This window comes from Paeniglutamicibacter psychrophenolicus (assembly GCF_017876575.1).
Taxonomy (GTDB): Bacteria; Actinomycetota; Actinomycetes; order Actinomycetales; family Micrococcaceae; genus Paeniglutamicibacter; species Paeniglutamicibacter psychrophenolicus.
This window is the reverse complement of sequence record NZ_JAGIOE010000001.1, coordinates 4,700,682-4,723,728: the sequence shown is the minus strand read 5'-3', so window position 1 is coordinate 4,723,728 and position 23,047 is coordinate 4,700,682. Positions and strand designations below refer to the sequence as shown.

The 23,047-nt window shown below is 69.5% G+C and carries 18 protein-coding genes; 11 read left to right on the top strand and 7 right to left on the bottom strand.

Going from position 1 to position 23,047, the window contains the following annotated elements; translation table 11 throughout:
* Positions 1-46: 46 nt before the first annotated feature.
* The 3 genes from JOF46_RS21215 to JOF46_RS21205 are packed head-to-tail and all read left to right on the top strand — an operon-like array spanning position 47 to position 2,361.
* Positions 47-1,642: an HD domain-containing phosphohydrolase gene (locus JOF46_RS21215; protein WP_209911175.1), complete on the top strand. Its 1,596-nt coding sequence runs from the start codon at positions 47-49 to the stop codon at positions 1,640-1,642.
* 36 nt (positions 1,643-1,678) lie between these two features.
* A complete protein-coding gene (locus JOF46_RS21210) occupies positions 1,679-1,996 on the top strand; it encodes a DUF4242 domain-containing protein (RefSeq protein ID WP_209911173.1) in 318 nt (105 codons plus the stop codon).
* Positions 1,993-2,361, top strand: coding sequence for a cupin domain-containing protein (locus JOF46_RS21205; RefSeq protein ID WP_209911170.1), 369 nt, complete (start codon positions 1,993-1,995; stop codon positions 2,359-2,361). The genes JOF46_RS21210 and JOF46_RS21205 overlap by 4 nt, the downstream gene beginning before the upstream one ends.
* A gap of 18 nt (positions 2,362-2,379) precedes the next feature.
* On the opposite strand, the gene JOF46_RS22430 is transcribed toward JOF46_RS21205, so the two are convergent.
* Both JOF46_RS22430 and JOF46_RS21195 read right to left on the bottom strand, forming a co-directional pair.
* Positions 2,380-2,940 carry a cupin domain-containing protein gene (locus JOF46_RS22430; RefSeq protein WP_209911167.1) on the bottom strand — a complete coding sequence of 187 codons (561 nt, stop codon included), beginning with the start codon at positions 2,938-2,940 and terminating at the stop codon, positions 2,380-2,382.
* A gap of 15 nt (positions 2,941-2,955) precedes the next feature.
* Positions 2,956-4,086: an SAM-dependent methyltransferase gene (locus JOF46_RS21195; protein WP_209911164.1), complete on the bottom strand. Its 1,131-nt coding sequence runs from the start codon at positions 4,084-4,086 to the stop codon at positions 2,956-2,958.
* 167 nt (positions 4,087-4,253) lie between these two features.
* Here JOF46_RS21195 and JOF46_RS21190 point away from each other — a divergent pair, with 167 nt between their 5' ends.
* On the top strand, positions 4,254-7,187 hold the full coding sequence (locus JOF46_RS21190) for an ATP-binding protein (protein ID WP_209911162.1): 2,934 nt from the start codon (positions 4,254-4,256) through the stop codon (positions 7,185-7,187).
* Between the two features lie 33 nt (positions 7,188-7,220).
* Here JOF46_RS21190 and JOF46_RS21185 read toward each other — a convergent pair whose 3' ends face one another.
* Together JOF46_RS21185 and JOF46_RS21180 are read right to left on the bottom strand one after the other, a co-directional pair.
* Positions 7,221-8,768 carry an APC family permease gene (locus JOF46_RS21185; protein WP_209911159.1) on the bottom strand — a complete coding sequence of 516 codons (1,548 nt, stop codon included), beginning with the start codon at positions 8,766-8,768 and terminating at the stop codon, positions 7,221-7,223.
* Complete coding sequence (locus JOF46_RS21180; protein ID WP_209911157.1) at positions 8,765-9,796, bottom strand: agmatine deiminase family protein; 1,032 nt, start codon at positions 9,794-9,796, stop codon at positions 8,765-8,767. Before JOF46_RS21180 ends, JOF46_RS21185 begins: the two co-directional genes overlap by 4 nt.
* A 193-nt stretch (positions 9,797-9,989) precedes the next feature.
* Here JOF46_RS21180 and JOF46_RS21175 point away from each other — a divergent pair, with 193 nt between their 5' ends.
* The gene (locus JOF46_RS21175; RefSeq protein WP_209911154.1) at positions 9,990-10,610 is read left to right on the top strand and encodes a TetR/AcrR family transcriptional regulator C-terminal domain-containing protein; all 621 of its coding nucleotides are present in this window, start codon (positions 9,990-9,992) and stop codon (positions 10,608-10,610) included.
* Here the strand turns inward: JOF46_RS21175 and JOF46_RS21170 are convergent.
* On the bottom strand, positions 10,607-13,939 hold the full coding sequence (locus JOF46_RS21170; RefSeq protein ID WP_209911151.1) for a DEAD/DEAH box helicase: 3,333 nt from the start codon (positions 13,937-13,939) through the stop codon (positions 10,607-10,609). The two genes, JOF46_RS21175 and JOF46_RS21170, sit on opposite strands and share 4 nt — an antisense overlap.
* 102 nt (positions 13,940-14,041) lie before the next feature.
* Between JOF46_RS21170 and JOF46_RS21165 the strand changes: the two genes are divergently transcribed.
* Positions 14,042-15,247, top strand: coding sequence for an LOG family protein (locus tag JOF46_RS21165; protein ID WP_209911149.1), 1,206 nt, complete (start codon positions 14,042-14,044; stop codon positions 15,245-15,247).
* Positions 15,248-15,391: 144 nt separating this feature from the next.
* On the top strand, positions 15,392-16,351 hold the full coding sequence (locus JOF46_RS21160; protein ID WP_209911146.1) for an ROK family protein: 960 nt from the start codon (positions 15,392-15,394) through the stop codon (positions 16,349-16,351).
* 74 nt (positions 16,352-16,425) lie between these two features.
* Here the strand turns inward: JOF46_RS21160 and budC are convergent, their stop codons facing one another.
* Both budC and JOF46_RS21150 read right to left on the bottom strand, forming a co-directional pair.
* The gene (gene budC, locus JOF46_RS21155; RefSeq protein WP_209911143.1) at positions 16,426-17,205 is read right to left on the bottom strand and encodes a meso-2,3-butanediol dehydrogenase; all 780 of its coding nucleotides are present in this window, start codon (positions 17,203-17,205) and stop codon (positions 16,426-16,428) included.
* A complete protein-coding gene (locus JOF46_RS21150; RefSeq protein ID WP_209911140.1) occupies positions 17,202-18,209 on the bottom strand; it encodes a sugar phosphate isomerase/epimerase family protein in 1,008 nt (335 codons plus the stop codon). Before JOF46_RS21150 ends, budC begins: the two co-directional genes overlap by 4 nt.
* Positions 18,210-18,531: 322 nt before the next feature.
* Between JOF46_RS21150 and JOF46_RS21145 the strand changes: the two genes are divergently transcribed.
* The 4 genes from JOF46_RS21145 to iolD all read left to right on the top strand — a co-directional run bounded on the left by JOF46_RS21145 (position 18,532) and on the right by iolD (position 23,015).
* Complete coding sequence (locus tag JOF46_RS21145) at positions 18,532-18,948, top strand: tautomerase family protein (RefSeq protein WP_209911138.1); 417 nt, start codon at positions 18,532-18,534, stop codon at positions 18,946-18,948.
* A 186-nt stretch (positions 18,949-19,134) separates the two neighbouring features.
* Positions 19,135-20,133 (top strand): 5-dehydro-2-deoxygluconokinase, encoded by a 999-nt coding sequence (gene iolC, locus JOF46_RS21140; RefSeq protein ID WP_209911135.1) that lies wholly within the window; start codon positions 19,135-19,137, stop codon positions 20,131-20,133.
* Positions 20,130-21,053: a Cgl0159 family (beta/alpha)8-fold protein gene (locus JOF46_RS21135; RefSeq protein ID WP_209911132.1), complete on the top strand. Its 924-nt coding sequence runs from the start codon at positions 20,130-20,132 to the stop codon at positions 21,051-21,053. The genes iolC and JOF46_RS21135 overlap by 4 nt, the downstream gene beginning before the upstream one ends.
* 30 nt (positions 21,054-21,083) lie before the next feature.
* Positions 21,084-23,015, top strand: a complete 1,932-nt coding sequence (iolD, locus tag JOF46_RS21130; RefSeq protein WP_209912111.1) for a 3D-(3,5/4)-trihydroxycyclohexane-1,2-dione acylhydrolase (decyclizing) — start codon at positions 21,084-21,086, stop codon at positions 23,013-23,015.
* Positions 23,016-23,047: the final 32 nt, after the last annotated feature.

The window sequence follows — 23,047 nt, the reverse complement described above, 5'->3', positions numbered from 1 at the left end:
CCCCGGCGCTGGCCGGTGCGCAGCCCCGGGGCGTATCGTGGTGCCCATGGAGGGCGAAGCCGCGCATCGGGCGGCGGGAAGCGGAATCCGGTTGGCCGAGCTGGTGGGCACGCTGTCACTGGCGATGGACCTGGGACTCGGCCAGCCCATGGAACACGTGGCACGTTCCGCGCTGTTGGCCACCAAGCTGGGCGAGCGAACCGGGCTGGGGCCCGCCGACCGCGCCGACCTCTATTACGTGGCACTGCTCGGCTGGGTGGGGTGCATCGCCGACAGCCCGGAGTCCTCGCGCCGCTTCGGCGACGACATCGCCTACCGGGCCGGCGTGTTCGACGTGGACATGGCGCCGCTGCCGTTCCTGGGCTACCTGCTGCGCACCGCGGGCACCGGCGCCCCGGCCGCCCGAAGGCTCGGCACCCGGGCCGCGCTGCTGGCCACCGGAGCCGCAGGCGTGAAGTCCTCGCTGCGGACGCACTGTCTGGTGGCGGCCGAGTTCGCCGGCCGGCTGGGGCTCGGCCCGGGTGTTTCCGGCCCGCTGCAACAGGTCTTTGCCCGCTGGGACGGCCACGGCCTGCCCGCGGGGCTTGGCGGGAGCAGGATCGCGGTGGCCACCCGGCTCTGGCAGCTGTGCGACGTGCTGGAGGTGCACCATCGGCGGGGCGGAACCGCCGCCGCGCTGGCGGTGGCCGAGGCGCGCAGCGGCACCCAGTTCGACCCGGAGCTGGTGGCCGCCTTCAGGCGGGACGCCGAGGAGCTCTTCGCTGAACTTCCCGCCGGATCGGCCTTCGAGGCGCTGATCGACGCGGAACCGGGCCTGCACCGCGAAGTCACCGGTGCCGAGCTGGACCCCGTGCTGGGCGTGCTGGCCGACTACGCCGACCTGAAGGCCCCGCGGCTGCGCGGACACAGCCGCGCCGTGGCCCGGCTCGCGGCGGCCGCGGCCCGCCGGCTGGGGTTGGAGGACGAACAGGTCAGGCTGCTGGGGCGCGCCGCCCTGCTGCACGACCTGGGGCGCACCGGGATCCCGAACGCGATCCTGGAAAAGGACGGGGAGCTGGACCGCACCGAGGCCGAACGGCTGCGGATGCTGCCCTACTACACCGAACGCATGCTCGCGCGGCCCGCGGCGCTGCGCGAGATCGGGCAACTGGCCGCGCTGGCGCACGAGCGACTCGACGGCTCCGGCCACCACCGCGGCCTGAACGCGGCGATGATCCCGCTGCCGGGCCGGATCCTGGCGGCGGCCAACGAATACCAGCGGCTGCGCGAGCCGCGCCCGGTTCCACACACCGCCGAGCGGGCCGCCGGGCTGCTGGTGGCCCAGGTGGCCGCCGGCGGGATGGACGCCGGGGCCGTCGACGCGGTCCTGGCCTGCGCCGGGCAGGCCCCCGAACGCAGGCCCACCGGGCCCGCGGGCCTCACCGCCCGCGAGGTCCAGGTGCTGGTGCTGCTGGCCCGCGGTGCCTCCAACCGGCAGATCGCCGCACGGCTGGGCATCGCGTCCAAGACTGCAGGGAACCACATCGAACGGATCTATGCCAAGGCCGGTGTCGGCAGCCGCGCGGCAGCGACCCTGTTTGCGATGCGGCACGGGCTGCTGGACCGGCTCCAGGAGTTCGGTGATGGGGTAAACGCCCCATGAAACCCGGTGCCCGCAGTCCTACGGTTGTTGCATGCGGTGAAGGACACCGCGGCAGAACCACAGGAGATGGGCACGATGCCGAAGTTTGTCATCGAACGGACCGTTCCGGGCGCCGGCCGGATGGACGAAGGTCAATTGCAGGAGTTGGCGGCGGGCTCCAACGGCGTGCTGCGGCAGCTGGGCGAGGGCATCCAATGGGTGCACAGCTATGTGGCCGAGGACCGGCACTTTTGTGTGTACAACGCCAGGGACAAGGGGATGATCCGAGAGCACGCCCGCATCGGCGGGTTCCCGTGCGACAACATCCGGCAGGTCTCCGCAATCATCGATCCGGTGACGGGAGAGGCGCCATGAGCACCCTCGGCGCGGTCCTGGCCGCGAAGAACCTGGACTCCCCGGATGAGGTGCGCGATTTCGCGCACGGGCATATGGACATCGTGCAGGTTGCCGGGAGAACAGTGGGGCGGATGGTCTTCGAACCGGGCTGGCGCTGGTCGGTGCACATGCGTCCGACGGCGGGCACCGACAGCTGCCGGGTGCTGCACACCGGTGCAGTGCTCTCCGGCCGGCTTGCGGTGCGCATGGACGACGGGACCGAGGCCGTCGCCGGCCCGGGCGACGTGTTTGTCATTGAGCCCGGGCACGACGGCTGGGTGCTCGGGGACGAGCCCTGCGTGCTGCTGGACTTCACCGGAGCCGGCGGCTACGCCCGGCACTGACCCGCACCCGGCCAGGCGCTAGCCCCTGAGCCCGTAGGTATCGAGGAAGTGCTGGCGCTGGTCGTGGAACATCACCACGCCGAAGCGCTCGTCCAGTTCCGCGAAGCGCCGCACGATGGCAGGGTCTCCGTGGCCCAGCGGGCTGCGGTCCCCGGCCTCGAGGATCCTGAAGTATTCCTCCAGGTACTCGTCGAAGTTCTGGTTGAAGAACATGTCGGCGAACCTGACAGGTTTGTCGGTGGCGTTGAAGAAGGTGTGGACCAGTCCGGCCGGGCGCAATTGCATGCCCCCGGCAGGGACCTCGTAGACGGTCCCGTCGACGTACACGCTCAGCGTCCCGGAGAGCACCAGCGAGAGCTCGTCGAGGGTGTGGTGCAGGTGGGGATCGGGGCCCAGCAGCTTGGGGGCCAGCGCCGTTTCGACGCACGCGTACTGGTAGCCGGTCGCCTTGCCGGGCACCAGCACGCGGATCGCGACCCCGCGCGGACCGGGGTCCAGCGGCGATTGCGGCGGCCACAGCCTCGGTTCGTTGGCCAGGACCTGGACGGCGGTTTCGGGGGTGATGCAGGTGGTGGTCACGGTGACGCACCTCTTTCATTTCTCGGGGTGCAGGCGTTGGGCCGCCAGCACCAGGTTGAACGGCGTTTCCGCGACCTTCTCGACCGCGGTGAATCCGGCCTGTGCCAGGACCCCGCGCAGTGTTTGCTCCCCGGACATCGCACCCAGGGCCAAACCGACGGGCTGGGACAGCGAGTTGGGCGTGCACAGGAAGGTGGAGGCGGCGTAGCCGAAGGCGGCGGCGGGATTTTGAGCCAGGTTCTGCGCGAGCGAACCGGCGGAGTACGGCTCGATGAGCAGCAGCGTCCCGCCGTCGGCCAGCGCGTCCCGGGCATGGATGGCCGCCCCGAGCGGGTCGCCCAGGTCATGGAACGCATCAAAGAACGTGATCAGGTCGTATCCCGTGCCCGGGTAGCCTGCCGCGTCGGAGAGGGCGAAATCGACCCGTGCTGCGAGGCCGGCAGCATTCGCGCGTTCCCGCGCCAGCTGGATCGATGGTTCGTGGGCATCGAATCCGGTGATGCGCGCGTCGGGATACATCCCGGCCAGCAGCACCGAGGGATAGCCGCGACCGCAGCCGACATCGGCCACCGTGGCGCCGGTGCGCAGCGCCGCATCGAGCTCCGGAAGCAGGGCCAGCCAGCCTTCGAGTCCCGCGCGGTAGCGCGCGCCCCAGAAGCGTTCGGTGGCTTCGAACACCAGCGGATCATGGAGTGCCCAGTCCAGGCCGTGCCCGGAGCCGAAGGCCCCGGCCACCGCTTCGGTGTCCCGGAACAGGGTCGCCGCCATGGTGATGTCGCCGATCATCGAGGCCGGGGAGGCCCCGTCCACCAGCACCGCGGCGTGCGCCGGCGGCAGGGAGAAGCTCTGGGTCGGGTCCTCGTAGCGAAGGAAACCGGCGGTGGCCTGCTGGGCCAGCCATTCGCGCAGCAGGCGCTCGTCGAACCCGGTGGCGTCGGCCAGTTCCCCCGAGGTGGCCGGTGGTTTGCCGGCCATGGCCGCGTAGAGCCCCAGCCGGTCGCCGAGCACGACGGCGGCCAGGGATGCCGCACCGATCATGGCCCCGGCGAGCTGCCCGGCGAAGGCCTCGATGTCCTTTTCAACCGCCCGCCCGGCGGCATGCGCCGGTGCGTCCGGGGTGATGGTGTTTTCTGCGGGGCCGTTCATGGCTCCTCCTTCGGGGTGGGCCGCCGGATTCTCCGGGGCAGGAACTCGGGGTTTCCGGCGAGCGGTAGTACGCGGCGGTATTCGTCTTCCATGTCCCCAGCCTGCGCGGTTGGCCTTTCATCGACCTTTCACTGGACTTCACGCGGTGAGTCAGGACAATGGCAGGTATGGACGGGCCTGTCATTGGATTCGCGGTGCTTGGCCCCCTGCGGGCCACCGTGGACGGTGTCCCCGTCGTTTTGCCCGCGGGCCGTCGCCGGGCGGTGCTGGCGGTCCTGTTGCTGCACCGCGGGTACATGGTGGGAGCAGACGCACTCATCGATGCCGCGTGGGGCCGGGACCTGCCGGAGTCTCCGCCGGCAGCGCTTTACACCGTCATCTCGCGGCTGCGCGGGATCCTGGGCGGGCAATGCCTCGACGCGGTTCCCGGCGGCTACCTGTTGGACGCCCCGCCCGGCAGCACCGATGCCGAGCGCTTTGAGGAACTGTGCACCAGGGCCGCACGCAGTCCAGCGGAGCCAGCGGCACGTTTGTTGGATGCCGCGCTGGGACTGTGGCGGGGAACTGCCTACCAGGAGTTCAACGACAGTGACTTCGCCCGGGCGGAAGCCGCCCGGCTCGATGGGCTGCGGCTGGATGCCTGCGAGGAGCGGGCGGCCATCGACCTGGAACTCGGGGCAGCGGACGCTGCGTTGGCGCGGCTGCTGCCCTTCGTGAAGGAGCATCCCTTCCGGGAGCGGGCCCTGGGACTGATGATGAGTGCGCTGTCCCGCTCCGGGCGGACGCCGGAGGCACTGCAGGCGTACAGCGGGTACCGCAAGATTCTGGCCCGGGAACTCGGGCTTGACCCCTCGCCCTACCTCGAAGGCCTCCAAAAACGCATCCTGGGGAACACCGGAACCACGGGGCACTGGCACCCGGGGCGGCGGAACCTGCCGGTTTTCAGCGGGCCGCCTGTCACCAGCTTCATGGGCCGGGAGCAGGAAACCGCCCGGCTGCTTGACCTGGTTGCCACCCACCGCCTGGTGACGGTGACGGGGCCCGGGGGAGTGGGCAAGACCCGCCTGGTCACCGAGGCGCTGGGAGCCCTCGGGCACCGCACGGGCCTGGCCCCGGTGCCGGTGGACCTGGCGGGCGTGACCCGCCCGGCACCCGGAGGAACCGCCGCGGTGGGCACCGCGGTCTGCGCTGCACTGGGCATGGAACCCGGCACCGGGGATGACCCCCTGGAGGCTATCGCCGAGGCGCTGCGCGCGGCCCCCGGGCTGCTGGTGCTGGATAATTGCGAGCACGTGCGTGCCGAGGTCCGCGAGCTGGCAGGCGCCCTGGCCCGCGCCTGCCCCGATTCCCCGCTGCTGGCCACCAGCCGGGCCAGGCTGGGCCTTGCGCACGAGGAAGTGCTGGTGCTGGACCCGCTTCCCGTCCCGGCCCCCGGTGCCCAACGCGGGGAAATCAACGCCTCCGCCGCGGTGCAATTGTTCGTCAAACGATCCGGAACCGACCCGCCCCGGGACGGCGCCGCGGAGACCGTGGCCGAGCTGGTGCGGCGGCTGGACGGGCTGCCGCTGGCCATCGAGCAGGCCGCCGGGCGGGCAGCGGTGCTGGGTGCCGGTCCGTTGCTCGAACGCCTGGACCGGGGCCTGGACCTGGTCGCCGGGAACGGGGGCGGGCGGCAGGATTCGCTGGCCCGCGTGCTGGACTACTCCTGGGAACTGCTGGAGCCGGCGACCGCGCAGCTGCTCGAATCACTCTCCGTCTTCGGCGGCGAATTCGACCTGGACGCGGCCGAGGCGATGGCGCCGGGCGGAGGCACGCACGCGGACCTGCGGCTGGCCGAACTCGTGGAATGCTCGATGCTCGTACTCATCCGGGACCCGGCCGGCACCCGCTACCGCTTGCTGGAAACGGTTCGGGCGCATGCCGCCGCCAGGCTGGAGGCCGCGCACCGCACCGATGCCGCCCGGATCGCCCATGCCCGCTGGGCCGCAGCCCTGGCCGGCAGGTTCGCCACCGCCTCCGTGTCCCGCGGCATGAGTGGCTTCGGCCGGCTGGACCGGGCCAAGGCGGATCTCGCTGCCGCGGTGCGCTTCGCGCTGGACACCGGCAGGTGCTCCCTGGCCGCGACGATCACCGGGCAGCTGGCCCTGGTGCCGCATTGGATGCCGGGGCCGCAGCTGTGGCAGTTGTCCACAGAAGTGGCCCGCGCCTCCGGGCTGCGCGGGCAAGGGGCCGAAGCACTGGGCCTGGCCGCCGCCGCGCTGGCCGCGGTCCAGCAGGGAGCGCCGGAGCAGGCACTCGAACTTGCCGCCCGGGCCCGCGGGCTGGCCACCACTGTGCAGTCGGCGTACCTGGCCGGACTGGCCTCGGGCATTGCGGCGCTGTATGCCGGTCGGTTGATGGAGGCCGCCGCGCACTTCGCCGGGGCGTTGCAGATCGCCGGCCTCACCGAGGGGAACCGCGCCGAGCTGCACGCCTCGCTGGCCCTGGTCCACTGCTATGCCGGGGACCAGGCCGCCGCGGGGGCTTCCGCCCGGGCCGCCCGGTCGGTGGCCGAGGGGCCCGTCCACGGGTCCATCCGCGCCTTCGCCACCTACGCCAGCGGGGAGGTGCTGGCGGTGCGGGACCCGGCAACGGCCACTGCGGTGTTCCGCGAGGCGGCGCTACGGGCGGACAGGATCGCGGCGCAACAGGTGGGGCTGGTGGCCAGGATCGCCTGGCTCGCGGCGCTGGTCCGGATCGGCGAACACCGCGAGGCGCTGGACATGGCAGGGCCGCTGCTGGAGGGCCTGCTCCGGGAGGGGAACTGGCCGCAGCTCTGGACCACGGTGCGGATGCTGGCCGGGTCGTTCGCCGCCACGGGGCGCGACGCCCTGGCCGAATTCCTGCTGGCTGCGGCGGACGCCGCGCCCTCCGCCACGACGCTGGCGGGCCCCGACGCCATGCGTCAGACCGAATTGCGCGAACGCCTCCGCGGACGGTTGGGGGAGAGTCGCAGCGCACGGATCGCGGCGCTCGCCGGAGCGTTGCCCCGCACCGACATCGTGCACCGGGCCTGGGCCGCCCTGCCCCACGGCGCGCCGGAGCCGGACCCCGGAGCCTGAACCACCTGCCGGACCGGGCCCGGAACGCCTTCCCTACACGCGTTCGCGTTCCGAGGCAGGAGCCCGCCGGGGCAGGGAGCGGCCGGAGAAGAACTCCGGACGGCGTGCCGCCGCTCCCACCAGGAACACCGCACCGAGGGCGATGATGCCCACGCCGAGCACGAAGACCAGCCCGACCCCGAAGATCTGGGAACCGGACCCGTAGGCCGGGTCCCAGGAGTCGACCGCGGTCTGGATGAACACCGCCACCAGCGCGATCCCGCCGAGCAGCGGGGCCAGCAGCCGCAGGGCGAAGTTGCGCAGCGAGTCCAGTGCCGTGTGGCGGAAGTACCAGACGCAGGCCAGTGCGGTGAGCCCGTAGTAGAAGCAGATCATCATGCCCAGGGCCAGGATGGTGTCGTTCAGGACGTTGTTGCTCAGCACGCGCATCAGCGCGTAGAAGCCGGCCGAGACACCTCCGGCGACCATGGTGGCAAAGGCCGGGGACTTGAACTTGTTGATCCTGGTGAACTGCTTCGGCAGCGCCCCGTGGTGGGAAATGGCCAGCAGCGAGCGGGCCGGGGAGATCATCGTTGACTGCAGGGACGCCGCACAGGAGGAAAGCACCGCCAGCGAGAGCAGGATCGCGAACGGTCCCATGACCGGGGACGCGATGGTGGTGAAGACGTTCTCTGCGTTCTCGGGGTTGCGCAGGCCCAGCCCGGTGTCCCCGACGCCGGCAAACATGAGCGTGGCGATCGAGCAGATGAGGTAGATCGCCAGCACGCCGATCGCGGTCAGTGCCGCGGCCATGCCGGAGGTCTTCTCGCCGTTCTTGGTCTCTTCGTTCATGGTCAGGCAGACGTCCCAGCCCCAGAACGCGAAGATCGACAGGCTCAGGCCCACGGCAAAGGCGGAGAAGGAATCGATGTGCAGGGGATTGAACCAGGAGGCGTCGAAGGCCAGGTTCCCGGGCTGGTCCGCGGCCTTGGAGATGGCGCTGATGGTGAACCAGGCCAGCACCGCCAGCTGGAATCCGACCAGGACGTACTGGACCATGCGCGTGGTGGTCAGCCCGCGGCAGGCGATGAACACGGCTGCCGCCACGAACACCAGGCAGGTGGCGACGTTGATGAGCTTGTTGTCGGTCAGCTCCGCGAGGGCCGGGTTGCCGGTGGCCTGGGCCAGGAACAGGTAGAAGAAGTCGACGGCCACCCCGGCGAGGTTGGAGAGCACGATGATGTTGGCGGCCAGCAGGCCCCAGCCGCCCAGCCAGCCCAGCACCGGGCCGAAGGCCTTGGATACCCAGGTGAAGGTCGTGCCCGAGTCCGGGGTGTCGGCATTCAGCTCGCGGTAGGCCAGCGCCACCAGGAACATCGGGATGAACCCGATGATGAAGATCGCCGGCAGCTGGGTGCCGATCGCCTGGACCGTGGGGCCCAGGGAGGAGGTCAGGACGTAGGCCGGGGCGATGGTCGAGATCCCGATCATGACCGCGGCGAAGAGCCCGAGCTGGCCGGAGGCCAGGCCCTTGGAGCGGATGCGTCCGGTGTCGGAGGACGGGGCGGGCGCCTGGGGGCGCCGGGCGGTGGACACGCTCATGGCCGGACCCCGGCCACGGGTTCCTGCTGGGTGATGCAGTGGATGCCGCCGCCGCGGGCGTAGAGCTCGCGGGCGTCGACGCCCACGACCTTGCGTCCCGGGTAGGCCTCGGCGAGAATCGCGAGGGCCAAGCCGTCGTTCGGGTCTTCGAAGGTGCAGGCCACCACGCCGCCGTTGATGACCAGGTGGTTGATGTAGCTGTAGTCCACGAAGCCCTCCTCATCGCGCAGCACGGTGGGGGCGGGGACCTCGATGACGTTGAATTCGCGGCCCTTGGCGTCGGTGGCGCCGCGGAACGAAGCGATAAGTTCCCGGGAAATGGCGTGGTCGGGATGCCCGGGGTTCTGCTGGGAGTGCACCAGCACGGTGCCGGGGGAGGGGATCGTGGCGACGATGTCCACGTGGCCGCGGGTGCCGAATTCCTCGCTGTCTCGGGCCAGCCCGCGGGGAAGCCAGTGCACCTTGGTGGCGCCCAGGGTGCGGGCGAACTCGGCCTCGACCTGCTCCTTGGTGATTCCGGGGTTGCGTCCTGGGTCCAGCTGCACCGATTCGGTGGCCAGCACGGTGCCCTCGCCATCGACGTGGATGGCGCCGCCCTCGTTGACCAGCGTGGAGGCGATGCGCGGCACCCCGGCCCATGCGGCAACGGCCGCACCGATCTTTTCGTCCTTGTCCCAGGCCGCCCAATCCTGGGCGCCCCAGCCGTTGAAGACCCAGTCGACTGCCGCCAGCTCTCCGGCGGCGTTCTTCACGAAGGTGGGGCCGATGTCGCGCATCCAGGCGTCGTTGAGTTCGGCCGTGCGGATCTCGATGCGCCCATCAATGTATTTCGCGGCGATCTGCGTGTCAGCGGGGTCCACGACCATGACGACGGGCGCGAATTCGGCCACCGCATGGGCGACGTTGGCCCAGGTCGACCGGGCCGCGTGGGCCTCGGTGTCGGTGTGGCCGAGCGTGTAGCCCTCGTGCGGGAAGGCCATCCACACGCGCTTCTGGGCCGAGGTCTCGGCGGGCATGATCCAGTTCATGTCTGACTCCTGCGGGGTGCTGGGTGAGTGAGCTGCGATCGGGGTGGAAGGTTGCCGCGGAGATCGCCGTCACAGTAAATGAATGTCGTTCGTTTTATTATGGTGGCTTGCGTCACGTGGCGCAAGGGGTAAAACGAATTAGATTCGTTAGGCTTTTGGGAACACCGCCCCGCCCCCACTTCCAGGAGCACCCATGGCACGGCCCAGCACACCCAAGCTCTCCGTCTCGGCCATTGCCGCCGCGGCCCTGGAACTGGTCGACGCGCACGGGGAATTCACCATCCCGGCCCTGGCCAGGGCCATGGGCGTGAGTCCGTCCTCGCTCTACAACCACGTGTCGTCGAAGTCCGACATCATCGAATTGATGCGCGGGGAGGCGATGGGGAAAATCGAGCTGCCCGATCCGGGCACCGACTGGGTGGACACGCTGCGGCAGGTCGCGACAGGCTACATGCGCTCCTATGCCAGGCACCCGAGGCTGATCCCGCTGCTGACCGCCTACACGGTGCGCGACGCGGTGACGCTGCGGGTCTACGAACTGCTCGCCGATGCCCTGGCCGCCGGCGGTTTCGGCGCCGAGGCGTCACTGGCAGCGATCACGGTGCTGGACTCGTTCGTGCTCGGCTCCGCGCTGGACGCCGCGGCTCCGGCACAGGTGTGGGAGGCCGGCGAGGATGCGGCCGGCCCCTGGCGCGAGGCGCTGGCCGCGGGCCTGGGCACCGGGGACCGCGCGCAGCGGACCTTCGAGTACGGCCTGGAGATCCTGCTGGCGGGATTCGCCCTCCAGGCCGCCTCCAAGGCGGCGGCCACTTAGCGCAGCAGCTCGCGGATGTCGTCCGCGTTGAGCACCTTGCCGAAGCCCGCACCCTCGTCCATGACCGAGGAGATCAGCTGGCGCTTGGAATCCTGCAGCGCCACCACCTTCTCCTCGATGGTGTCCTTGGCGACCATCCGGTAGACCATCACGTTGCGGGTCTGCCCGATGCGGTGCGCCCGGTCAACGGCCTGCGACTCGGCGGCCGGGTTCCACCAGGGATCCAGCAGGAAGCAGTAGTCGGCCTCGGTGAGGTTCAGCCCGAACCCGCCGGCCTTCAGCGAAATCAGGAACACCGGTGCGACGCCCGACTTGAACGAGTCGATGACCTCGGCGCGCTTGCGCGTGGACCCGTCCAGGTAGGCGTACGGCACGCCGGCTGCGTCCAGCCGGTCCGCGGCCTTCTTCAGGAAGGAGGTGAACTGGGAGAAGATCAGCGCACGGTGGCCCTCGGCCAGCACGTCCTCGAGCTGCTCGAAGAGCACGTCCAGCTTGGCGCTGGGGACGTCGCCATAGTCGGGATCCACCAGCGAGGCGTCCAGGGCCAGCATCCGCAGCAGCGTCAGCGACTGGAAGATCGTGAACCGGTTCTTGTCCATGTCATCGACCAGGCGCAGCACCTTCTGCCGCTCGCGGTGCAGATGCGTGTCGTAGACCTTCCGGTGCGCCTCGCCCAGCTCAACGTGCAGGACCTGTTCCTGCTTCGGCGGCAGGTCGGTGACCACCGCGTCCTTGGTCCGCCTCAGCATGAACGGGCGGATCCGCCGGCGCAGGCGCACCAGCGGCTCGGACAGGCCCTGGCGCTCGATCGGCCGCTGGTAGTTCTCCGCAAAGCGCACCGCCGAGGGGAAGAGCCCGGGGGAGACGATCGCGAAGATCGACCAGAGCTCCATGAGGTTGTTCTCCATGGGCGTGCCGGTGATCGCCAGCTTGAAGCGGGCGGGCATGTCCCGGGCCACGTGGTGCGCCTTGGTCGCCTTGTTCTTCACGAACTGCGCCTCGTCCAGGATCAAACCGGCCCAGTTGATGTCCGCGTACGCGTCGTCGTCCAGGCGCAGCAGCGTGTAGGAGGTGACGATGACGTCGTACTCCTTGGCCAGGGCCGCCAGCGAGGCGGTGGCGCGCGACTCGGTGTCGGTGACCGCCACGACCCGCAGCGACGGGGCGAAGCGCGCGGCCTCGTCCTTCCAGTTGGACACCACCGAGGTCGGGGCGACCACCAGGAACGGGGCGCGGACCTTGGCCTGCGCGGTGATGCCCTCGAAGGCCTCGGGGTTGGCCCACACCTGGTGGGCGTGCAGCATCAGGGCCAGCGTCTGCACGGTCTTGCCCAGGCCCATGTCATCGGCCAGCACCCCGCCCAACCCGTTGCGCCACAGCGTGGCCAGCCAGCCGAAGCCCTCCACCTGGTAGGGGCGCAGCGTCGCGTTCAGCGTCTCGGGCAGGTCGGTGACGGCGGTGGTCTTCAAGTCCACCAGCGAGTTCAGGGCGCTGACCCATTGGTCGGGGCCCTCGATGTGCGTGGCCAGCGCGTCCAGTTCCTCCCACAGGGCGTACTGGTACTGCGTCAGCGAGATGTCCGCTTCCTTGTCCTTCATGTCCCGCAGCCCGCTGGCCTCGGTGACCAGGGCGCGGAGCTTGGCGAAGAGCGGATCCTCCAGGGAGAAATAGGTGCGGTCGGGCATCAAGAGCTTGGTCTGGCCTTGGGCCAGGGCGCGCAGGATGTCGGCGTAGGGGATCTGCCGGCCGCCGATGGAGATCAGCAGGCCCAGGTCGAACCAGTCGCGGCGGTCCGATTCCACGGTGGTGATGACCAGCTCCGGGGCCTCGGTGAGCTCGTGGAACACCGGGCGGGTGCCGGTCTCGTTGAGCACCAGGTCCTTGATCCCGGCCAGGGCCGGCAGCACGCGGCGCACGAAGTCGATGACCTCAAGACCCGCCAGGTGCTTGGGGCCCAGCACCGTGGACTCGAATGCAGGGTATTGGTTCAGGATTTGAAGCACTTCGGATTCCAGCGCGGATTCCACCGCGGTGTCGCGGTCCGCCGCGTCCACGACCATGCCCTGGTAGTCGAAGACCCAGTCCACGTCGACGGTTTCGCCGGTGCCGTAGCGGATCCTGGCCACCAGCGTGGGCGGCAGCACCGCCGGCAGCGCCACGGAATCGTCCGGGCTGGTGACCCGCAGCTTGCGGGCCAGGCGCGGGTAGACGCGGGAGAAGAATTCCTCGGTCTCGGCCTCCGGGACGTTGAGGGTTTCGGGGTGGTGCAGCATCGAGCGCTCGGTGTGGCTCAGCCCGCCGGGGACCTGGCCCAGGAAGATCTCGTTCTGGTCCTCGGTGGCGGCGTAGACGCCGTGGTTGCCGATGGCGCCGGCCGGCGAATGCGCGTCGAGGATGAAGCGGTGCCCGCCCATCGACAGCGAAGGCGCCAGCGCCAGTCCGTCTTCGCCGGCCTGCGCGCCCAGGGCGACGTGGGCGGGGGAGGCGAGCAGGATCCGGGTGTTGGTGCGCATGCCCACCAGTGCCACGCCCAGGGCCTTGGCCGTGGGCAGCAGTTCCCAGAGCAGCGCGGAGGCGTATTCGTCGAGGTAGAGCCAGTCGTTGTCCTCGCCGAAGTAGAGCTCGCCCTTGGCCCGGTAGAGCGGCACGAACTGGCAGAACCAGCGGTACTGCTCGATGTCCAGGTTCAGCCCGAAGGTCTTGAAGCTGATGGTGTTCCAGCGCAGGTTCGACCGCGCCCAGCGGTCGGACCCGGAGCGCACCACCGGGCGCACGCCCAGCCGCCAGCGCCTCGAGGCGACCTTTAGCTGCCCCACCCCGGACCCGGGCGCCCATTGCTGGTGCGCCGAGAGCGTGGTGTCCTGCAGCTCGAACTGCAGGCCCATCTGCAGCACCGGGTGCTTGGAGTTGGCCCCGCCCAGGGACGTGGGGGTGGAAGGTGCCGGGGCGAGCAGCTCCTGCAGGGCCTGCTGCCAGGCCGGGACGGCCACGGCGGTGTTGCGGTACACCACGTCCTTGGCGCGCAGGTGCATGGAGTTCGAGTAGATGAGCACGGCCGCCACGTGGCGGCACGCCGGCGCGGCCCCGCACGGGCAGGCGGCGTCGTCGATGACGCGCTCGCCCTTCTTGGTGGCCAGCGCGATGCGCACCTCGCGGGCGGGCTCGGAATCCTCGGACACCGTGGCGGAAATGGCTTGGTCGACCGGATCCCACGCGAACCCGCTCAGCGCGGCGTCGGTGGCCAGCACCTTGCCGCGGGTGAAGGAGACACCGCCGACGACACGCAGGATTTCACGCGCATCGACCATGGGAAAAGCAGATTCGGTCATCCTCCCATCGTTTCACGTTCCGCACCTCCAGCCCTAACCCGGGCGGGTCACCGTGCCGAAGAATACGGCCCGGGGCCCCGAAAGTAGCTAGTCTAGGGAGTCATGAACAGCACTCCGGCCCTGCATCCGCTCCCGCGCGTCATCGAGATTGCGTCGCTGGGTGACTTCGACAGGCATGCGGCCACCGCGCTGGCGCTGACGGACAAGCGCCTGGCGGCCTCCATGCACGGCTGGCACGTGCAGTCGGTGGACCTGCGCGCCCGCAGCGCGGTGCTGGAAAAGCTGCGCTCGGCCGGATCGGTGTTCATGGGCTGCGAGATCGAGGGCAAGATCGAGCGCCGGTTGCGCGGGGGCGGGGCACTGGTCTTCCCCGAGATCCCCGGGCTGCCCTTCGACCCGTACCGCGGTGAGCTGTATTCCGGGGGCGAGCTCTATGCGGGCCTGGGCAACGGGTCCTACGAATCGGTGCCCGATGCCCGGATCTACGCCTGGGCCTCGCACCGCTACGGCGCCGGCGCCCACGACGCGTTGAACGCCGCACTGTCCACCACACTGCACGACCACGCCATCGGTTCGCGGCTGGATTCGCAGATCCGCGACGGCGCGCTGGCCCACGCACCGCTGGTCGGGGTCATGGGCGGGCACGCCCAGCAGCGCGGATCGGCGGGGTACGAGCGGGCCGCACGGCTGGGCCATGCCCTGTCCGGCGCCGGGTTCATCGTCGCCACCGGCGGCGGGCCAGGGGCCATGGAGGCCGCGAACCTGGGCGCCTACCTGGGATCGGGCAGCACCGAGAACCTGGCCGAGGCGCTGGGCATGCTGGCCCAGGAGCCGGGGTTCGCCCCGTCGGTGACCCGCTGGGCGCGGGCCGCGGACCGCGTGCGCGAGCGTTGGCCCGTTGGCCTGGCGAACCTGGGGATCCCCACCTGGTTCTACGGGCACGAGCCGCCGAACATGTTCGCCACCCACATCGCCAAGTACTTTGCCAACGCCACCCGCGAGGCGGTGCTGCTGGAAAAGTGCTCCGGGGGCATCGTCTTCCTGCCCGGCGCGGCCGGGACCGTGCAGGAAATCTTCCAGGACGCGTGCGAGAACTATTACGGGGCCGAAGGCAGCATCAGCCCGATGGTGCTGGTGGGCATCGAGCACTGGACCCGGACGCTGCCGGCCTATCCGCTGCTGGCCGAACTGGCCCGCGGCCGGGCCATGGAGGAGAAGATCTTCCTGGTCGAGGATGCGGCCGAGGCGGTGCGCATCCTGGTGGAGCTCAACGACGGCTCGATCTCCGGGGTCCGGGGACTGGCCTGAACGCCGCACGGGGAGGTGCGCACCGGATAGGATATTGAAGATCATTTCCCCCACATCCGCGACATGTCCTTGGCGAAAAGCCCTGCCCGCCAGAACGGGCCGTCCCCGCGAGGCAGTTGCACACGTATTGACCGAAGAGGGCACATGCCAGCGGAAGAACTAGCCATCGGCGTCGACATCGGTGGAACCAAGATCGCGGCAGGCCTGGTGACCCCCGAGGGCAAGGTCCTCGGGCGGCTCCGCCGTTCCACGCCCGGCCACGATGCGCGCGCCGTCGAGGCGACGGTGGTCGAACTGGTGACGCTGCTCGGCGCCCGGGCCCCGCGCGCGGCGGTCGGGGTCGGCGCCGCGGGATGGATGGATTCGACCGGCAGCACCGTGCTTTTCAGCCCCCACCTGGCCTGGCGCAACGAGCCGCTGCGTGCGCGCCTCGAGGACGCGCTGGGGCGCAGCGTGATGCTGAGCAATGACGCCGACGCGGCCGGCTGGGCCGAACACCGCTTCGGGGCGGCCCGCGGCGAGAACGAGATGCTGTGCCTGACCCTGGGCACCGGGATCGGCGGCGCCATCGTGCTGGGCGGGAAGCTGCAGCGCGGCAGGTTCGGCGTGGCCGGGGAATTCGGGCACCAGACCCTGGTGCCGGGCGGCCACCGCTGTGCCTGCGGAAACCGCGGGTGCTGGGAGCAATATGCCTCGGGCAACGCGCTGGGACGCGAGGGGCGGGCCCTGGCCGGTTCGAACTCGCCGGTGGCCCACGCGCTCCGGGCCGAAACCAACGGGGACGCCTCCGCGGTGACCGGGGAAATGGTCACGCGCCTGGCGGAGGCCGGGGACCCGGCGTGTTCCGACCTGGTCGCCGAGGCCGGCGAATGGCTGGGCCTGGGCCTGGCCAACCTGGCCGCGGTGCTGGACCCGGGAATCATGGTCATCGGCGGGGGACTGGGCTCGGCCTCTCCCACCCTGATCGAGGTGGGAGAGGCTGCCTACAAAAAGGCCCTGAGCGGGCGCGGGTACCGGCCCTTTGCGAAAATTGCGCGGGCCGAGCTGGGCCCGGATGCCGGCCTGGTCGGTGCCGCGGACCTGGCCCGGCTGCCCCGCGGCTGACGCTGCCGGGGCCCAAACGCCGAAGGCCGGGTGCCGCGCAGGCGCAGCACCCGGCCGGAATCCGGAACGGTGTCCTAGAGCGGGCGCGGGGTTCCCGATGAGGCGGTCGTGCCGCCGTCGACCGGAATGATGGCACCGGTGATGTAGCCGGCATCGGGGCTCGCCAGGAACAGGACCGCCCGGGCGATGTCAGCCGGGGTCGCCGGCCGATCCAGGGCAAGCCTGTCCAGCAACCGGGCGGCGAACAGCGGATCCTCCAGCCGCTGGCGGGTCAGCTGCGTATCCGTGAATGCGGGAGCGACGGCGTTCACCCGCACCCCGTGGGCACCCAGGTCCAGGGCCAGGCTCTGGACCATGGCGTTCAGCGCGCCCTTGGTGGCGTTGTAGGCAAACTGGTTCCAGTCCCCGCGGATGCCCGACACCGAGGAAATGGCCACGATGTTGCCGGCGCTCGATTTCAGCGCGGACAGGGTTGCCCTGGCCAGGATGAGGAAGGCGTCGACGTTGACCGCGTGCATCCGCGCCCAGGCATCGTCCTCGAAGGTCTCAAGAGCGCTGGGCTCGCACCAGCCGGCATTGCTGATCACGATGTCCAGGCGGCCGAAGTGTGCCAGCAGCTCGGCCACCGACCGCTCGACGTCGGCGCGATCGGTCACGTCGCAGGCCAGTACCAGGGACCGGTCTTCCGGATGCTCCCGGACCGTGGTGCGCAACGAGTCGGCGGTCCGGCCCAGCACCGCCACCGTGGCGCCCTGTTCGAGGAACCCCTGGGCGATGCCGCGCCCGATTCCGGACCCGGCACCGGTGACCAGCACGACCTGGCCGTCGTACGGGTAGCGCGCCCAGGCGATCAACGGACCGAAACCCCCAGTGCGTCGTTGGCTTCGCGCAGCACGGCCGAGGCCACTTCCAGGCCCTCGATGCGGCCCAGGGACACGTCCTCGTGCTCGATGTTGACCCACATCTGCGGGTCGACTTCATGCAGGGCGCGCAGGAACTCGGTCCAGTATGCGGTGTCGTGTCCCTTGCCCAGGGCCACGAAGTCCCAGGCTGCATCCTTGGGCCACTCGTTGGCCCATTCGTCCCCGCCCAGGTTCGTGCGCGGCTCGGAGGGATCCAGCTTGCGGAAGCGGTTGTCCAGCACCCCGTAGATCGCGGCGGACGGGTTCACCCGCACGTCCTTGGCGGCGGCGTGGAAGACCAGCGGGCCCAAATCGCGGATGACGGCCACGGGATCCATCTGCTGCCAGAACAGGTGCGAGGCATCCAGCTCCACACCCACGTTGGTGGCGCCGGTGCGTTCGACCAGTTCGCGAATGCCTGCCGGGTTGAAGACGACGTTTTGCGGGTGGAGCTCAAGGGCAACCTTCACCCCGTGGTCGACGGCGAGCTTGTCGATGTCCTTCCAGAAATCGGCGGCCACGCCCATTTGGTAGTCAAGGACATCCAGCGATGCGGAGTTCCACGCGTTGACGATCCAGTTCGGCGTGGTGGCCCCCGGCTCCCCGCCGGGCAGACCGGACATGGTGACCACTCGGTCCTGGCCCAGGCGTTCGGCCAGCCGGATCGAGCGGCGGATGTCCTCGGCGTGGGCATCGCCGATCAAGGGATTGGGGTGCAGCGGGTTGCCGTTGCAGTTGAGCCCGGCAATCGAGACGCCGGTGCCTTCGAAGATCCCCAGGTATTCGTCGCGGGCGACGTCGCTGGCCAGGATGTCGTCAAAGGTCGGGATGTGCACGGGGGGAAGGAATCCGCCGGAGTTGATCTCAATGCCGGTCAATCCGGCCTTGGCGATGGCAACAAGCGCCTCGGGCAGTGGGCGGTCGTGCAGGATGGCGTTGTAGACACCGAGTTTCATGGCTTTCCTTGCTTTCTTGGATGGAGAAGGGCATTCCACGGTTCGTGGCGAGGTCGGCCTGTGACACTGGACGTGGGGCCGCACCGAGTTCTTGGAGCGCTCCAAATGGTGGCGCACCTAAAATATATCCACACAAGGTCAAGTTGTCCATACAAAGTTTCCGACGGAAAAATTCCCTTCCGCCACGGGCGCGGGACGGGGCCTTCGGGATTCTCCGGTGGCCTTCCCTTGACTTTGTAAGTATGTCAGGACAAACTGTTTTCAGGACCCGCCGGAATCTCGGCGGGCCGCCCAGGCTGAACAGGAAGGGAGTGTCGGTTCCATGCCGATGATTCGCATTGATGTCACCCAGGGGCGAACGCCCGAAGATCTGGCCGCGGTCAGCAAGGCGATCCATGCCGCGGTGGTGGGGGAATACCGCATCCCGGAGGGCGACTACTTCCATGTCGTGACCGAGCATCCGCGCGGGCAGGTCGTCGCGCTGGATGCCGGGCTCGGGTTCGAGCGCAGTGATGGCGTGGTGATGATCCAGGTCTTCACCCAGCGCGGGCGTTCCGGGGAGGCCAAGGCTGCGCTGTTTGCCGCGATCGCACGCGAGCTGCAGGGCGTTGGCGTGGCCGGTGAGGATGTCTTTATCGGCTACGTGGAAAACGGCGCCGAGGACTGGTCGTTCGGATTCGGCCGGGCCCAGTACTCCACCGGCGAATTGGCCACACCCGATACCCGGAACGCTTCATGACCCGGGGCCGGGCGACCCCGGTCGTCGTCATATTGCTTCCGTTGTAAATATGACAGTACAAACCTTTGACAGGACAAAGTTTATGGTGCAGAGTATTTCCTGTGGCTTGACTCACAGCAGCGAGACCTTCGGGGCTGATGCGCAACTGCCCAGCCAGGAACCAGACAAGAAAGGACGTCGATCCGCGTGACCCACGACGTACTCACCATCGGACGCATCAGCGTCGACGTCTACCCGAACGACATCGGTGTTCCCCTTAGCGAGGTTAACAGCTTCGGCAAGTATCTTGGTGGTTCGCCAACCAATGTGGCGGTGGCAGCAGCCCGCCACGGGCGCCGCACCGCGGTCATCACCCGGATCGGCGACGACGAGTTCGGCAGCTACCTGGAGCGCGAGCTGGACAAGTTCCAGGTCGACCGCAAGCATGTCAGCCGCGTCCCCGGGCTCCAGACGCCGGTCACCTTCTGCGCCATCATGCCCCCGGAAGACTTCCCGCTGTACTTCTACGGACGCTTCCCCACCGCACCGGACTGGAAGATCGCCACCGACGAACTGGACATGGATGCCATCCGCAGCTCGCGGATCTTCTGGTCCACGGTCACCGGGCTGAGCCAGGAGCCAAGCGCCAGCGCCCACATCGCCGCGCACGAGCTGCGGTCCCGCGACACGCTCGCGGCAAACCAGTTCACCATCCTGGACCTGGACTACCGCCCCATGTTCTGGGAGTCCGAGGAAGCGGCCCGCGCCCAGGTGGCCAAGGTCCTTCCCCACGTCACCGTCGCCATCGGCAACGACAAGGAATGCGCGGTGGCTGTCGGCGAGGGAACCCCCGACGAACAGGCCGACCGGCTGCTGGCCGTCGGCGTGGAAATCGCCGTGGTCAAGCTCGGACCCGACGGCGTCATGGCCAAGACCCGCACCGAACGGGTGGTCTCCGCTCCGGTTCCCGTGCAGACCGTCAACGGACTCGGTGCCGGGGACTCCTTTGGCGGCGCCTTCTGCCACGGGCTGCTCTCGGGATGGCCGCTTGAACAAATCCTGGACTACGCCAATGCCGCCGGCGCCATCGTCGCTTCCCGCCTAGCCTGCTCCGACGACATGCCCACCCCATCAGAGGTCAACGCGCTGTTGGCCGAACGCGGCCGCACCGTACCGGGCCCAGCAACCATCGAGGTCTCCCCATGAGCAACGGCCCATCCATCGACCGCGAGGACCCGCGCCGCTACGCGCACCTGACCAGTATCCGCCTGGAGGATCCGGGAGCCGTGGCCCGTGCGGCCGCCACCCGCATCCGCCACGAGGGGGCGCGCACGGGAGCACAGAACTTCATCATCGCAGCGGACCACCCGGCCCGCGGCGCGCTGTCGGTCGGCGAGAACCAGCTGGCCATGGCCGATCGCCGCGACCTGCTCGACCGCCTTCGCATCTCGCTGCAGAACCCCGCCGTCGACGGCGTGCTGGCAAGCCCCGACATCCTCGATGACCTGCTGCTGCTGGGCGCGCTGGATCACAAGCTGGTCTTCGGGTCGATGAACCGCGGCGGGCTGTCCGGATACGTCAACGAGTTCGACGACCGCTTCACCGGGCACACCGCCCAGGCGCTGGTGGACATCGGCGCGGACGGCGGGAAGATGCTCACCCGAATCGCCCTGGGCGACCCGGCGACAGCGGTGACCCTCGAGGCCACCGCCCATGCCATCGACGAGCTGGCCGAACGCAAGCTCTACGCCATGGTCGAGCCGTTCCTCTCCGAATGGCACAACGGGCGGGTCCGCAACGACCTGAGCCCCGATGCCGTCATCAAATCGGTCGGCATCGCCTCCGGGCTCGGCGGCACCAGCGCCTACACCTGGATGAAGCTCCCGGTGGTCCCGGAGATGGAGCGCGTCATGGCCTCCACCACGCTGCCCACCGTGCTGCTGGGCGGGGATCCCACGGGCTCCCCGGACGAGGTCTTCGCCTCCTGGCAGGCCGCACTGGCGCTGCCCGGGGTCCAGGGCCTGACGGTGGGGCGCACGCTGCTCTACCCGGCCGACGGAGACGTCGCCGCCGCGGTGGCCACCGCAGCCTCCCTGCTGAACCACGACACCATCCCCGCCGAGTAGGAGCACCGCAAAGCAATGGCTACACGCAGAATGACGGTCGCCCAGGCCGTCGTGGAATTCCTGGGCAGGCAGTACACCGTGGACAACATCGGTTCGGAAACCTACCGCGAACGGCTGATCCCGGGCATGTTCGGCATCTTCGGCCACGGCAACGTGGCGGGCGTCGGCCAGGCCCTGAAGCAGTACCAGTCCAAGGACCCCGCCCTGATGCCCTACTACCAGGGGCGCAACGAACAGGCCCAATCGCACCAGGCCGTCGGCTACGCCCGGCACACCCGCCGCCGGGCCACCTATGCGGTGTCCACCTCCATCGGCCCGGGTTCCTCGAACCTGCTCACCGGCGCCGCCCTGGCCACCGCCAACCGGCTTCCGGTGCTGCTGCTGCCGTCTGACACCTTCGCCACCCGCGCGGCGGACCCGGTGCTGCAGCAGCTCGAGCACTCCCACGGCTACGACATCACCGTCAACGACGCCTTCCGCCCGCTGTCCAAGTACTTCGATAGGGTCAACCGCCCCGAGCAGCTGTTCTCCGCGATGATGAACGGGCTGCGCGTGCTCACCGACCCCGTCGAAACCGGCGCGGTGACCATCTCGCTGCCGCAGGACGTGCAGGCCGAGGTGTTCGAGGTGCCAGGCGAATTCCTGGCCGAACGCGAGTGGAGGATCCGCCGCCCCGAGCCCGAGGCCGATGACATCGCCCGCGCCGCGGCGCAGATCAAGGCCGCCAAGCGCCCGTTGATCATTGCCGGCGGCGGGGTGCTGTACTCCTTCGCGCAGGACGCGCTGCTGGAACTCGCGCAGAAAACGGGCATCCCGGTCGCCTACACCCAGGCCGGGGTCGGCACCATCGCCTGGGACTCGCCGCACTCGCTGGGCGCCATCGGTTCCACCGGCACCACCGCCGCCAACGCGCTGGCCGCAGAGGCCGACCTGGTCATCGGCATCGGCACCCGCTACGAGGACTTCACCACCGCCTCCCGCACCGCGTTCCAGAACCCTGAGCTGCGGTTCATCAACATCAACGTCGCGCCGCTTGACGCCTACAAGCACGGCACCGCGCTGCCCATCGTCGCCGATGCCCGCAAGGCCCTGGTGGCGCTGAACACCGCCCTGGGCGGGTACCGCGTCGGGGCAGACCTGGAAACCACGATCGCCTCCCAGAAGCAGCGCTGGGATGCAACCGTCGATGCCGCCTTCTCCACCCGGCACAACCCGCTTCCGGCCCAGAACGAGATCATCGGCGCGGTGCACGGGGCCATGGACGAACGCGACGTGGTCATCTGCGCCGCCGGCTCGCTGCCCGGGGACCTGCACAAGATGTGGCGGATCAAGGACGCCCACGGCTACCACGTGGAATACGCGTTCTCCTGCATGGGATACGAGATCGCCGGCGGCCTGGGCGTCAAGCGCGCGGTCATCGACGAGGCAACCCGCGGCGCAGCTGAGAACCGCGACGTGGTGGTCATGGTCGGGGACGGGTCCTACCTGATGATGCACACCGAGCTGGTCACCGCCGTGGCCGAGGGCATCAAGCTCATCACGGTGCTGATCCAGAACCACGGCTACGCCTCCATCGGCTCGCTCTCCGAATCCCTGGGATCCCAGCGCTTCGGCACCCAATACCGCCAGCTGGACGCGGCAACGCATTCCTTCGACGCCGGTGCCAAGCTGCCCATTGACCTGGCCACCAACGCCGAGTCCCTGGGCGTGAAGGTCATCCGCATCGAACCGGGCACCGACGCCATCGACAAGCTCGCCGCGGCCGTTGCCACGGCCAAGGCCGCACCGGAGGGCAGCGGCCCGATCCTGATCCACGTCGAATCCGACCCGCTGCTCGATGCCCCGGACTCCGAGTCCTGGTGGGACGTGCCGGTTTCCGGCGAATCCGACCTCGAATCCACCCGGGCCGCCTACGCAACCTACACCGGTCACAAGGCGCGCCAGCGCAACTTCCTGGGCTAGCAGCCCCACCCGAACTTCCCCCCCACCACAGA